The 13,454-nt window shown below is 61.5% G+C and carries 12 protein-coding genes; 9 read left to right on the top strand and 3 right to left on the bottom strand.

Going from position 1 to position 13,454, the window contains the following annotated elements:
• The first annotated feature begins 23 nt into the window (after positions 1 to 23).
• Positions 24 to 443 carry an ATP-dependent zinc protease gene (locus LOY52_RS01310; protein ID WP_232324076.1) on the top strand — a complete coding sequence of 140 codons (420 nt, stop codon included), beginning with the start codon at positions 24 to 26 and terminating at the stop codon, positions 441 to 443.
• Positions 440 to 1,345 (top strand): 30S ribosomal protein S6--L-glutamate ligase, encoded by a 906-nt coding sequence (gene rimK / locus LOY52_RS01305; RefSeq protein WP_007949201.1) that lies wholly within the window; start codon positions 440 to 442, stop codon positions 1,343 to 1,345. The genes LOY52_RS01310 and rimK overlap by 4 nt, the downstream gene beginning before the upstream one ends.
• Positions 1,346 to 1,431: 86 nt before the next feature.
• Here the strand turns inward: rimK and LOY52_RS01300 are convergent, their stop codons facing one another.
• A complete protein-coding gene (locus tag LOY52_RS01300) occupies positions 1,432 to 2,745 on the bottom strand; it encodes an ATP-binding protein (protein WP_258677872.1) in 1,314 nt (437 codons plus the stop codon).
• A 114-nt stretch (positions 2,746 to 2,859) separates the two neighbouring features.
• Complete coding sequence (ompR, locus tag LOY52_RS01295; RefSeq protein ID WP_003220637.1) at positions 2,860 to 3,600, bottom strand: two-component system response regulator OmpR; 741 nt, start codon at positions 3,598 to 3,600, stop codon at positions 2,860 to 2,862.
• Between the two features lie 358 nt (positions 3,601 to 3,958).
• Between ompR and LOY52_RS01290 the strand changes: the two genes are divergently transcribed.
• The 7 genes from LOY52_RS01290 to tauD all read left to right on the top strand — a co-directional run bounded on the left by LOY52_RS01290 (position 3,959) and on the right by tauD (position 12,304).
• Positions 3,959 to 6,283 (top strand): Tex family protein, encoded by a 2,325-nt coding sequence (locus tag LOY52_RS01290; protein WP_098966684.1) that lies wholly within the window; start codon positions 3,959 to 3,961, stop codon positions 6,281 to 6,283.
• Positions 6,283 to 6,666: a PaaI family thioesterase gene (locus LOY52_RS01285; protein WP_096796732.1), complete on the top strand. Its 384-nt coding sequence runs from the start codon at positions 6,283 to 6,285 to the stop codon at positions 6,664 to 6,666. Before LOY52_RS01290 ends, LOY52_RS01285 begins: the two co-directional genes overlap by 1 nt.
• Before the next feature lie 246 nt (positions 6,667 to 6,912).
• Positions 6,913 to 8,496 carry a glutamate--cysteine ligase gene (gshA, locus tag LOY52_RS01280; RefSeq protein ID WP_258677866.1) on the top strand — a complete coding sequence of 528 codons (1,584 nt, stop codon included), beginning with the start codon at positions 6,913 to 6,915 and terminating at the stop codon, positions 8,494 to 8,496.
• A 209-nt stretch (positions 8,497 to 8,705) separates the two neighbouring features.
• Positions 8,706 to 9,683, top strand: a complete 978-nt coding sequence (tauA, locus tag LOY52_RS01275) for a taurine ABC transporter substrate-binding protein (protein ID WP_258677863.1) — start codon at positions 8,706 to 8,708, stop codon at positions 9,681 to 9,683.
• Positions 9,684 to 9,699: 16 nt separating this feature from the next.
• Complete coding sequence (tauB, locus tag LOY52_RS01270; RefSeq protein WP_123585649.1) at positions 9,700 to 10,494, top strand: taurine ABC transporter ATP-binding subunit; 795 nt, start codon at positions 9,700 to 9,702, stop codon at positions 10,492 to 10,494.
• Positions 10,491 to 11,324, top strand: a complete 834-nt coding sequence (gene tauC, locus LOY52_RS01265; protein WP_258677860.1) for a taurine ABC transporter permease TauC — start codon at positions 10,491 to 10,493, stop codon at positions 11,322 to 11,324. The genes tauB and tauC overlap by 4 nt, the downstream gene beginning before the upstream one ends.
• Positions 11,325 to 11,464: 140 nt before the next feature.
• Entirely contained in the window at positions 11,465 to 12,304 is an 840-nt protein-coding gene (gene tauD / locus LOY52_RS01260) for a taurine dioxygenase (protein WP_258677858.1), read from the top strand.
• Between the two features lie 90 nt (positions 12,305 to 12,394).
• Here the strand turns inward: tauD and mgrA are convergent, their stop codons facing one another.
• Complete coding sequence (gene mgrA, locus LOY52_RS01255) at positions 12,395 to 13,432, bottom strand: L-glyceraldehyde 3-phosphate reductase (protein ID WP_258677857.1); 1,038 nt, start codon at positions 13,430 to 13,432, stop codon at positions 12,395 to 12,397.
• Positions 13,433 to 13,454 lie beyond the last annotated feature (22 nt).

Raw genomic sequence — 13,454 nt, 5'->3', positions numbered from 1 at the left:
GCGAGTGGGTGGCGCTCCCTGATCTGGGAGTCGCAGGCCTGCGGGCGAAAATCGACACCGGTGCCAGCACCTCCAGCCTGCATGCCACCGATATCGAGCCGTTCGAACGCGACGGCGAGAAGTGGGTGCGTTTCACCGCGCACCTGGGCACGGTGGTGCAATTACGTCACCGGCGCTGCGAAGCACCGCTGGTGACGCGCAAAACCATCAAAAGCTCCAACGGCCAGGCGCAGGTGCGCTATGTGATCAGCACCACCCTGGCCCTCGGTGATCGGGTCTGGGCAGTCGAGTTCACCCTCGCCTGCCGCAAGTCCATGCGCTATCGCCTGTTGCTCGGTTCCAAAGCCCTGATCGACGGCCAGTTGGTGGTCAATCCGGGTATCAAATATGTACAAGACAAGCCGGTGTTCCCGGTATCTACCTCCTCCACAGGTGTTGCATGAAGATCGCTGTGCTGTCGCGGAACCCGCGTCTGTATTCCACCCGTCGTCTGGTCGAGGCCGGTACCGAGCGCGGGCATGAAATGGTGGTGATCGACACCTTGCGCGCCTACATGAACATCGCCAGCCACAAGCCGCAGATCCACTACCGCGGCAAGCCGCTGGAAGGCTTCGATGCGGTGATTCCGCGGATCGGTGCGTCGGTGACGTTCTACGGTTGCGCCGTGTTGCGCCAGTTCGAAATGATGGGCGTGTTTCCGCTCAACGAATCGGTGGCCATCGCCCGCTCGCGGGACAAACTGCGTTCGCTGCAACTGCTGTCGCGGCGTGGCATCGGTCTGCCGGTGACCGGCTTCGCTCACTCGCCGGACGACATCCCCGACCTGATCGACATGGTCAACGGCGCACCACTGGTGATCAAGGTGCTGGAAGGCACCCAGGGCATCGGCGTGGTGCTGTGCGAAACCGCGACCGCAGCCGAATCCGTGATCGAAGCGTTCATGGGCCTGAAGCAGAACATCATGGTCCAGGAATACATCAAGGAGGCCGGCGGCGCCGACATTCGCTGCTTCGTGGTCGGTGACAAGGTGATCGCAGCCATGAAGCGTCAGGCCAAACCGGGCGAGTTCCGCTCCAACCTGCATCGCGGCGGCAGCGCCAGCCTGATCAAGATCACCCCGGAAGAACGCATGACCGCCTTGCGTGCGGCCAAGGTCATGGGGCTGGCAGTGGCGGGTGTGGATATCCTGCGCTCGAACCATGGGCCGCTGGTGATGGAAGTGAACTCGTCGCCGGGCCTGGAAGGGATCGAGACCACCACCGGCAAGAACGTGGCGGGGATCATCATCGAGCACCTTGAGAAGAATGGCGGGCCGAACATGACTCGGACCAAGGGCAAAGGTTAAACGCAAAAGATCGCAGCCTTCGGCAACTCCTACATGGGAATCCGTACCCTGTAGGAGCTGCCGAAGGCTGCGATCTTTTTTAACTGTTAGACCGCATCCCGCGGCAACATCAACCCCAACGGCAACCGCACCCGCGCCTCCAGTCCGCCTCCGGAGCGGTTGCGCAGTTCGACATTGCCGCCATGCATCGAAGCAATCCGCTTCACGATCGCCAGGCCCAACCCCGTACCTTTACCACCCCGGGCACGGTCGCCACGGGTGAACGGGTTGAAGATCGCCTCCAGCTCCGAAGGATCGATCCCCGACCCCCGGTCCATCACACTCAGCACCACATACGGCGCGCTGGTATCACCGGACACATAAGCCGCGACCTCGACGCCACTGCCGGCATGGTTCAGGGCGTTGCCGATCAGGTTGTTCAGCAGGCGTTTCATCGACACTCGACGCAGCGGAAACGGCTGGATCGGTTCCAGACGCAGACGCACTTTCTCTTCGTTCTGGTTGTACGGTGCAGCCACTTCACGCACCAGATCGCTCAGGTCGACCTCCTCCACTGACTCGTCACGACCATCGCGAATGAACGCGAGGAACTGGTCGAGAATCGCATCCATGTCTTCGATGTCGCGCACCATGTCGTCGGTCAAATCGTTGCGATCACCCATCAGCTCCAGCGACAGACGCAAGCGGGTCAGCGGCGTGCGCAAGTCATGGGAGACCCCCGCCAGCATCAGCTCGCGCTCGCGACCGGCCTGTTCGACGTCTTCGGCCATCTGGTTGAAGGCGCGATACACCTCGGTCATTTCACTGGGTGTGTCGCTGATCGGCAGACGCACACTGCGGCCCTGGCCGAGTTGTCGGGCGGCATACACCAGGCGTTTCAACGGCTGATTGAGCTGGCTGACGAAAATCCATGCCGAGGCGGTGGACAGCAAGCCGATGGCGAGGAACCAGCCGAGCACGTTCCAGATTTTCTGGCCGCGCAATGGATGCGGGTACAGCGGCACTTTCAGCCAGCCGTCGCCGAGGCTTGGCGCACGCACCCACAGCGCCGGCGGTGAGTGCATGCGCAAGCGCACTTCGGTGTCGGCGCCCAGTTCCGCCTGCATCTGCCGCTGATAGATTTCACTGTAAGGCCAGTGTTGTTCGCCCTCCGGTACACCGGCGCCGACTACCCGGATCAGGGTTGCGGCATCGGCAATCTTTGCGCGGTTTTCTTCATCGGCCGCCCAATAGGCGCGCAACGTCAGGGCGACGCCGTGGCTGTATTGGCGATCCACCAGGACGTCCTCGTTCATCAACAGATAAACCAGGGTCAGCGCCTTGGAAAACAGCACGACGATGAGCACCAGCCAAAGGGTGCGGGAGAAAAAACTTTGGGGGAACCAGACGGGGGTTTTCATCGATAACCGTTACACACTTGCAGGAGCGAGCCATGCTCGCATATTGCGGATTGCGAGTCTGCGTAGAGGGTCGATCAACCCGGTCTGCGCAGACCCGCTCCTACAAATCGCCGATCACTTGGTAGCGGCGCCATCCGGTACGAACACGTAGCCCACGCCCCAGACAGTCTGGATGTAACGCGGTTTCGACGGATCCGGTTCGATCATCCGGCGCAGACGGGAAATCTGCACGTCGATGGAGCGCTCCAGCGCATCCCACTCGCGGCCACGGGCCAGGTTCATCAGTTTGTCGCGAGTCAGCGGCTGACGCGCGTTCATCACCAGCGCCTTGAGTACCGCGAACTCACCGGTGGTGAGCATGTGCACTTCTTCGCCACGTTTCAGTTCGCGGGTCGCCAGCGACAGCACGTAATCACCGAAGGTGACATTTTCGTCCTCGCTGCCCGGCGCGCCCGGCACCGGTGCGGCCTGACGCCGCAGAACCGCTTTGACCCGTGCCATCAGCTCGTCCGGGTTGAACGGCTTGGCCAGGTAGTCATCGGCGCCCAGTTCCAGGCCCTTGATGCGGCTCATCTCATCGCCCTTGGCGGTGAGCATGATGATCGGAATCTGATTGTTCGCCGCACGCAGACGCCGGCATGCGGTCAGGCCGTCTTCGCCCGGCAGCATCAGGTCGAGGACGACCAGATTGAACACTTCACGCGACAGCAGACGGTCCATTTGCTCGGTGTTCGGTACGGCACGGGCACGGTAGCCCTTGCTGACGAAGAAACGTTCCAGCAGGCTGCTCAGCCCTGGATCGTCGTCAACAATTAGAATTTTTTCGCCTTCAGCATTGTTTGCAGTGCTGCTCATTGGATGCTCCTTTTAGCTCGGCGCGCATTATGGCGTAGCTGCCGTTATACGCACCGTGTGCATTGTTAGCAGATTTTTCCTTCACTGCCAGAAAACCGGGGTTTATGCCTACAGACTGCTACACCCCCGAATGACAGAACGCTGGTTATAATGCGCGGCGTTTTGTGCCAGGCAACGTCTGAATCGTTACCGCAGGTGGCCGGGCTTTTTTCCCGGTGGCCGCAGTAATTGTTCGATTTCACGGGTCAATGGGGTGCCTTTTGACCCAGGCAGCGGCAATTTTCTAGCCGCTCAACCAGACTCCGGGCCTTTATTTCCGTGCCTGCGAGCCTGCTTTCACAATATGTCAGGTGGTTTTATGGACAGCATCAACAGCCGCATCGCCGAGGAACTCGGCGTACGTCCGCAACAGGTCGAAGCGGCCGTCGCGCTACTCGATGAAGGCTCTACCGTTCCCTTCATCGCCCGTTACCGGAAAGAAGTCACCGGCAGCCTCGATGACACCCAACTGCGTCACCTGGAAGAGCGTCTGCGTTATCTGCGAGAACTCGACGAACGGCGCATCAGCATTCTCGCCAGCATCCAGGAGCAGGGCAAACTCACCCCGGCCCTTGAGCGTGACATCAAGCTCGCCGACACCAAGACCCGCCTCGAAGACTTGTACCTGCCGTACAAGCAGAAGCGCCGCACCAAGGGCCAGATTGCCCTGGAAGCCGGCCTCGGCGAGCTGGCCGACGGCCTGTTCAACGATCCGAGCCTGACGCCAGAAACCGAAGCCGCACGCTTCGTCGACGCCGAGAAAGGCGTAGCCGACGTGAAAGCTGCGCTGGAAGGCGCCAAGTACATCCTGATGGAGCGTTTCGCCGAAGACGCCAGCCTGCTGGAAAAGCTGCGCAACTTCCTCAAGCAGGAAGCGACCATCAGCGCCCGCGTGATCGCCGGCAAGGAAGAAGAAGGCGCGAAGTTCCGCGACTACTTCGAACACGACGAGCCGCTGAAAAGCATGCCGTCGCACCGCGCACTGGCGATTTTCCGTGGCCGCAACGAAGGCATCCTCAGCTCCGCGCTGAAGGTCGGCGACGAACTGCCGGGCACCATGCACCCGTGTGAAGGCATGATCGGCCAGCAATTCGGCATCCAGAACCAGAACCGCCCGGCCGACAAATGGCTCGGTGAAGTGGTGCGCTGGACCTGGAAGGTCAAGCTCTACACCCACCTGGAAACCGACCTGCTCGGCGAACTGCGCGACGGCGCCGAAACCGAGGCGATCAACGTCTTCGCCCACAACCTGCACGACCTGCTGCTGGCCGCGCCGGCCGGCCCGCGTGCCACCCTGGGCCTCGACCCGGGCCTGCGTACCGGCTGCAAAGTCGCGGTGGTTGACTCCACTGGCAAGCTGCTCGATCACGCCACGGTTTACCCGCACGTGCCGCACAACAAGTGGGACCAGACCATCGCCATTCTGGCCGCCCTGTGCGCCAAGCACTCGGTTGACCTGATCGCCATCGGCAACGGCACCGCCAGCCGTGAAACCGACAAGCTGGCCATCGAGCTGATCAAAAAATACCCAGCGATGAAGATGACCAAGGTCATGGTCTCCGAAGCCGGTGCATCGGTGTACTCGGCGTCGGAACTGGCGGCCAAGGAATTCCCGGATCTGGACGTGTCGATCCGTGGTGCGGTGTCGATCGCTCGCCGCTTGCAGGATCCGCTGGCCGAGTTGGTGAAGATCGATCCGAAATCCATCGGTGTCGGCCAGTACCAGCACGACGTGTCGCAGCTGAAACTGGCGCGTGGTCTGGATGCAGTGGTCGAGGACTGCGTGAACGCCGTCGGCGTCGATGTGAACACCGCCTCGGTAGCCTTGCTGGCGCGGATCTCCGGCCTCAACGCGACTTTGGCGCAGAACATCGTCGCTCACCGTGACGAGCACGGCGCATTCAAGACCCGTGCGGCGCTGAAGAAAGTCGCGCGTCTGGGCGAGAAAACCTTCGAACAGGCCGCAGGTTTCCTGCGCGTGATGAACGGCGACAACCCGCTGGATTCTTCGGCTGTTCACCCGGAAGCCTATCCGCTGGTGCAGCGCATTGCCGCTGAAACCGACCGCGACATTCGCTCGCTGATCGGCGACGCCGCGTTCCTCAAGCGTCTGGATCCGAAGAAGTTCACCGACGAGACCTTCGGTCTGCCAACCGTTACCGACATTCTGCAAGAACTGGAAAAACCGGGCCGCGACCCGCGTCCGGAGTTCAAGACCGCCGAGTTCCAGGAAGGCGTCGAAGACCTCAAAGACCTGCAACTGGGGATGATCCTCGAAGGCGTCGTCACCAACGTGACCGCGTTCGGCGCGTTCGTCGACATCGGCGTGCATCAGGACGGCCTGGTGCACATCTCGGCGCTGTCGGAGAAGTTCATCAAGGACCCACGCGAAGCGGTGAAGGCCGGTGACGTGGTGAAGGTGAAGGTCATGGAAGTCGACATCCCGCGCAAACGCGTCGGTCTGTCGATGCGCATGAGCGACACCCCGGGCGAGAAAATCGACGGTGCCCGTGGTTCGCGTCCGGGCTCGGCACCGCGCCAGTCGTCCAACAACGCGCCACGCAAGGAAACGGCCACAGCCGCTCCGGTGAACAACGCCATGGCTTCGCTGTTCGCTAACGCCAAGCAGCTGAAGAAACGCTGATGGACATTCCGGCCGGGCTCGTCGAGAGCGCGTTTTTCAAGCTGTTGGGCTGCCGCCTGCACAGCCTGGAAACCGGGGTGGCGCAAGTCGCCCTGGTGCTGGAACCACAACTGCGCAATCGCGGCGGCAAATTGCACGGTGGCGCGCTGTTCAGTCTGGTCGATATCGCCATGGGGCTGGCCTGTTCCAGCACCCACGGCTTCGACCAGCAGAGCGCGACCATCGAGTGCAAGATCAACTACATCCGCGCCGTATCCGACGGCGAGGTGCTGTGCACGGCGCGGGTGATCCACCCGGGCCGCCGCACGCTGGTGGTCGAGGCCGACGTGATGCAGGGCGACAAACTGGTCGCAAAAGCGCAAGGCACGTTCGCTGTCCTGTAGCTACTGGTCATCAATTTGAGTTAATTTCGGCGCAATGAATCCTGTAGGAGCTGCCGCAGGCTGCGATCTTTTGACTTTGTTTGTAATAGCAAGATCAAAAGATCGCGGCCTGCGGCAGCTCCTACAGTTTATGTGTGTGGCTGACCGGCTAGAAAAACCAGGCGAAAACGCCAGTTTCAACTTCACCCTTGTAGACCGTCCTGCCCACCCCCATATTGGGGCGACTGACGCGTGAAGGAATCCAAATTGAGCGAACTTCTCAACCGCCGCCTGGCTCTGCTCGGCGAGCGCGCCAACCTCTCTCTGCTCGAACAGTGCCTCCACGGTATCGAACGTGAATGCCTGCGCGTGACCAGTGAAGGTCGTCTGGCGCAAACGCCGCACCCGGAAGCCTTGGGTTCCGCGCTGACCAATGAACAGATCACCACCGACTACTCCGAGTCGCTGCTGGAATTCATCACCCCCGCCCTGCCCGATCCGGCCGATACGCTGGCGAGCCTGGACAAGATTCATCGTTTTGCCTACAGCAAGCTCGGCAACGAGTACCTGTGGAGTCCATCGATGCCGTGCCCGTTGCCGGCCGAGGAAGACATCCCGATCGCCTATTACGGCACCTCCAACATCGGTCAGCTCAAGTACGTTTACCGCAAGGGCCTGGCCCTGCGGTACGGCAAGACCATGCAGTGCATCGCCGGGATTCACTACAACTTTTCCCTGCCGGAAAAGCTCTGGCCGCTGCTGCGCGAAGCCGAAGGTTTCGTCGGCACCGACCGCGATTTCCAGTCGTCGTCCTACATCGCGCTGATCCGCAACTTCCGCCGCTACAGCTGGCTGCTGATGTACCTGTTCGGTGCCTCGCCAGCGCTGGACGCGGGCTTCCTGCGCGGCCGTTCGCACCAGTTGGAACAACTGGATCCGGACACCCTGTATCTGCCGTACGCCACCAGCCTGCGCATGAGCGACCTCGGTTACCAGAGCAACGCCCAGGCCGGCCTGACGCCGTGCTACAACGATCTGGCGAGCTACACCGACAGCCTGCGCAAGGCCGTGGCCACGCCATACCCGCCGTACGTGGAAGTCGGCACGCACCAGGATGGCGAGTGGGTACAGCTCAACACCAACATCCTGCAGATCGAAAACGAGTACTACTCCAACATCCGCCCGAAACGCGTGACCTACACCGGCGAGCGGCCGATCCAGGCCCTGATGGCCCGTGGCATTCAGTACGTCGAAGTGCGTTGCCTGGACATCAACCCGTTCCTGCCAATGGGTATCGATGTCACCGAATCGCGCTTCCTCGACGCGTTCCTGCTGTACTGCGCGCTGAACGACAGCCCGTTGCTGACCAACAACAGTTGCGGCAACGCCACCTCGAACTTCCTCAGCGTGGTCAAGGAAGGTCGCCGTCCGGGCCTGCAATTGCAGCGTGACGGCGAAGCGGTCGAGCTGAAGGTCTGGGCAGCCGAGCTGCTGGAAAAAATCGCCCCGCTGGCGGCATTGCTCGATCAGAGCCATGGCGGCGACGCACACAGCAAGGCGCTGGACGCGCAACTGGCCAAGGTCAAGGATTCGTCCCTGACCCCTTCGGCCCAAGTGCTGGCGGCCATGGCCGAGCACAAGGAAAGCTTCGCGCAATTCTCCCTGCGTCAGAGCCAGGCGCATGCCGAGTTCTTCCGCAGCGAGCCGTTGGCTGCTGATGAACAGGCGAAGTTCGAGGAGCTGGCGCGCTCGTCGCTGGCGCAACAGGCGGAGCTTGAGCAGAACGAAGTTGGCGATTTCGATGTGTTTGTCGGGTCGTATCAGGCGAGCATTCTGGCGATCAGTAATTAAGAGTTGCCGGTAACAAAGATCGCAGCCTTCGGCAGCTCCTACAGGGTGTACGCCTATCCCATGTAGGAGCTGCCGCAGGCTGCGATCTTTTGATCTTTAGATTTTTCCGCTCATAAGCTAAGTCTAAAAAGTTATTTATTTTTAGATTCTTAGATCATTTAGTCTCCTTTCACGCCGATCGTCGGTCGCCTGATTTGGAGCACTCCCCCATGAAACTGAATTTCCCGCTTCGCCTGCTGGCCGTGGCCTCGTTGGCTGCTGCGAGCTTTCTGGCGCAGGCCGCCGACCTCACCGTCGCCTACCAGACCACCGTTGACCCGGCAAAAGTCGCCCAGGCCGATGGCGCCTACGAGAAAGCCACCAAGGCCGACATCAGCTGGCGCAAGTTCGACAACGGCGCCGACATCATCGCCGCCATCGCTTCCGGTGACGTACAGATCGGCTATCTCGGTTCCAGCCCGCTGACCGCTGCGATCACCCGCAAAGTTCCGGTGGAAACCTTCCTCATCGCCACCCAGATCGGCGCCGCCGAAGCACTGGTCGCCCGCGACGGTTCCGGGATCAAGACCCCGCAGGATCTGGTCGGCAAGAAAATCGCCGTGCCGTTCGTGTCCACCGGTCACTACAGCCTGCTCGCGGCGTTGAAGCACTGGAACATCGATCCGTCGAAAGTCACCGTGCTCAACCTCGCCCCGCCAGCGATCATCGCCGCGTGGAAACGCGGTGATATCGACGCCACTTACGTGTGGGATCCGGCCCTCGGTGTGGCCAAGGAAAACGGCAAAGTGCTGATCACCTCCGGCGAACTGGCCAAGTTCGGCGCGCCGACCTTTGACGCGTGGATCGTGCGCAAGGACTTCGCCGAGAAGCACCCGGAAATCGTCACCGCGTTCGCCAAGGTCACCCTCGACGCCTACGCCGATTATCGCAAGGATCCAAAAGCCTGGCTCGCCGATCCGTCCCACGTCGACAAACTGGTGAAACTCTCCGGCGCCAAGGCCAGCGACATTCCATTGCTGCTGCAGGGCAACGTCTACCCGCTGGCGGCTGATCAGGTGATCACCCTCGGCGCGCCGACCACCAAAGCCATCACCGACACCGCCGCGTTCCTCAAGGAGCAAGGCAAGGTCGAAGCCGTACTGCCGGACTACGCGCCGTACGTCAGCGCCAAATACATCACCAACTGATCGGGAGTTAACTGCGATGGCCTTGCTACAGCTGGAGCGCATCAGCGCACAGTATCCCGGCAGTCCGGAACCGGTACTGGCGGACATTTCCCTGACCCTCGGGCCTCAGCAATTGCTGGTCGCCCTCGGCCCGTCCGGCAGTGGCAAGACTTCGCTGTTGAATCTGATTGCCGGCTTCGTCGAACCCAGCGCCGGGCGCATCACCCTCGACGGCGTGCCGGTCAAAGGCCCGAGCGCCGAGCGCGGCGTGGTGTTCCAGGATGACGCTTTGCTGCCATGGCAGGATGTGTTGGCTAACGTGGCTTTCGGTCTGGAGCTGGCGGGTGTCGCCAAAGACAAACGTGAAAAGATCGCCCGGGAAATGCTCGCACTGGTTGATCTCTCGGGGTTCGAAAGCCGCCGCATCTGGCAACTCTCCGGAGGCCAGAAACAACGCGTCGGCCTGGCCCGCGCCCTCGCTGCCGACCCGCGCGTGCTGCTGATGGACGAACCTTTCGGCGCCCTCGACGCATTCACCCGCGAGCAGATGCAGGAGCTGTTGCTGCAAGTCTGGCAGCGCACTGCCAAACCGGTATTCCTGATTACCCACGACATCGAAGAAGCGGTATTCCTCGCCACTGATCTGATTCTGCTGGCGCCGAATCCGGGGCAGATCGTCGAGCGTCTGCACCTGGATTTCGGTCAGCGCTACGCTGCCGGTGAGTCCGCGCGGGCGATCAAATCCGACCCGCGTTTTATCGAAACCCGCGAGCACGTGCTGAGCAAAGTGTTCTCGCAACGCAGCGCCGTACAACGGCAGGAGCGCGCATGAGCAGTTACGACGTTTCCGCCCCGGTCGTGAAAAGCCCTTCGGTGGCGATTCCGGTACGGCGCAGCCTCAGCACCCGCTGGATCAGTCTGCTGACCCTGTTCGCGTTACTGGTGATCTGGTGGGCCGTGACTGCCACCGGTTTGATCGAACCGCTGTTCCTGCCACCACCGTCCGCCGTGCTGCAAAAAGGCTGGTTGCTGGCGACCAGCGGTTACATGGATTCGACCCTGTGGCAGCACCTGGGCGCGAGCCTGAGCCGCATCGGTCTGGGCCTCGGTTTCGCGATTCTGACCGCGGTGCCGGTGGGCATCGCCATCGGCGCCAACCGTATTGCCCGTGGTGTGCTTGATCCTTTGATCGAGTTCTACCGGCCGATTCCGCCATTGGCTTATCTGCCGCTGATCGTGATCTGGTGTGGCATCGGCGAGTTGTCGAAAGTGCTGCTGATCTACCTGGCGATTTTTGCGCCGATCGCCATCGCGACAGCCACAGGTGTGCGCACTGTAGACCCGGCGAAATTGCGCGCTGCGCAGTCGCTCGGTGCCACTCGCGCACAACTGATCCGCCATGTCATTTTGCCGAGCGCCCTGCCGGACATTCTCACCGGTGTGCGCATTGGCCTGGGCGTTGGCTGGTCGACCCTGGTCGCCGCCGAACTGATCGCCGCCACCAGCGGTTTGGGGTTCATGGTGCAGTCGGCTGCGCAATTTCTGGTCACCGATGTGGTGGTGCTGGGGATTCTGGTGATCGCCCTGATCGCCTTCGCCATGGAAATGGGCCTGCGTGCCCTGCAGCGCAAACTGGTGCCGTGGCACGGCCAGGCGCACTGAATAATTTATGAATCGCCCCGTGTAGGAGCTGCCGCAGGCTGCGATCTTTTGATCTTATTTTTAAAAGATCAGGATCAAAAGATCGCAGCCTGCGGCAGCTCCTACAGGGGCGTGGTTACCCGGAATTGAAGAGAAAGACCATGAGCAGCCTGACCATCACCCCCTTAAGCTCGGCCCTCGGCGCGCAGATCAGCGGCGTCGACGTCAGCCAGCCGTTGAACCTGGAACAGCGCGACGCCATCGAGCAGGCGCTGCTCAAGTACCAGGTGCTGTTCTTCCGTAACCAGCCGATCGAGCCTTCGCAGCAGGCACGTTTCGCCGCGTACTTCGGCGACCTGCACATTCACCCGATCTACCCGAACGTGCCGGAGCAGCCCGAAGTGCTGATCCTCGACACCGCCGTCACCGACGTGCGCGACAACGCGATCTGGCACACCGACGTGACCTTCCTGCCGACCCCGGCGATGGGTGCGGTGCTCAGCGCCAAACTGCTGCCAGAGTTCGGCGGCGATACGTTGTGGGCCAGCGGGATTGCCTCTTACGAAGCACTGTCGGCGCCGATGAAAACCTTGCTCGAAGGGTTGACTGCAACTCACGATTTCACTCGCTCGTTTCCGCTGGAGCGCTACGGCAACACGCCGGAAGCGCTGGCACAGTGGGAAGAAGCAAGGCGCAAGAATCCGCCGCTGTCGCACCCGGTGATCCGCACTCACCCGGTGAGCGGACGCCGTTCGTTGTTCGTCAACGAAGGCTTCACCTCGAAGATCAACGAGCTGTCGGACAGCGAGAGCGAGGCGATTCTGAAGTTCCTGTTCGCCCATGCAACGCGGCCGGAGTTCACCATTCGCTGGCGCTGGCAGCAGGACGACATTGCGTTTTGGGACAACCGTGTGACCCAGCATTATGCGGTGGATGATTACCGGCCTGCGCGGCGGGTGATGCAGCGGGCTACGGTGTTGGGGGATGTTCCTTACTTTTAAAAGCAAAAGATCGCAGCCTGCGGCAGCTCCTACATTGGAATGCGTTCCTCTGTAGGAGCTGTCGCAGGCTGCGATCTTTTGCGTTGCCGATTACTCCGCCGTCGAAGGCTTCTCCCAAAGATTGATCCCGCCCTCCTGGGCAAACCGGTCGATCTCCGCCAGTTCCTCAGCACTGAAACTCAGATTCTTCAACGCACCGACGTTCTCGATGATCTGCTCCGGCCGGCTCGCGCCGATCAGCGCCGAGGTCACTCGCGGATCACGCAGGGTCCAGGCCAGCGCCAGTTGCGCCAGACTCTGGCCGCGACGCTTGGCGATCTCGTTCAGTGCGCGCACATGCGCGATGTTGGCCTCGGACAGATGCGACGCCTGCAGCGAACCACCGCCCGGACGATTGACCCGCGCATCCACCGGCACGCCGTTGAGGTACTTGTCGGTCAGCAGACCTTGCGCCAGCGGGGTGAAGGCGATCACGCCAGTGCCGAGTTCTTCGGTGGTGTCGAGCAGGTCTTTTTCCACCCAGCGATTGAGCAGGTTGTACGCCGGCTGATGAATCAGCAGCGGTACCTTCCATTCCTTGAGCAGCGCGGCGATCTCGCGGGTTTTCACCCCGGAGTACGACGAGATGCCGATATACAGCGCCTTGCCCTGTTGCACGGCGGTGGCGAGGGCGCTGGCGGTTTCTTCCAGCGGGGTGTCCGGGTCGAAGCGGTGCGAATAGAAGATATCCACGTAGTCCAGACCGAGGCGCTGCAGGCTCTGGTCCAGACTGGCCAGCACGTATTTACGCGAGCCGCCGCCCTGGCCATAAGGGCCGGGCCACATGTCCCAACCGGCCTTGCTCGAGATAATCAGTTCATCGCGGTACTGCTTGAAGTCTTCACGCAGCAGGCGACCGAAATTGATCTCGGCGCTGCCGTACGGCGGGCCGTAATTGTTGGCCAGGTCGAAGTGGTTGATGCCCAGGTCGAACGCGGTGCGCAGCAGGGCGCGCTGGGTGTCGATCGGCGTGCTGTCGCCGAAGTTGTGCCACAGGCCCAGCGACAGCGCCGGCAGTACCAGACCACTGCGGCCGACGCGGCGGTAAGGGATGGAGTCGTAGCGGTTTTCGGCAGCGGTGTAAGTCATCGAATCCTCTCTTGTCTGTCTT

The sequence above is a fragment of the Pseudomonas sp. B21-051 genome, from assembly GCF_024748795.1.
Classification (GTDB): Bacteria; Pseudomonadota; Gammaproteobacteria; order Pseudomonadales; family Pseudomonadaceae; genus Aquipseudomonas; species Aquipseudomonas putida_A.
Note: the sequence above shows the minus strand (reverse complement) of the source record. Positions and strands in the feature narration are given on the sequence as shown.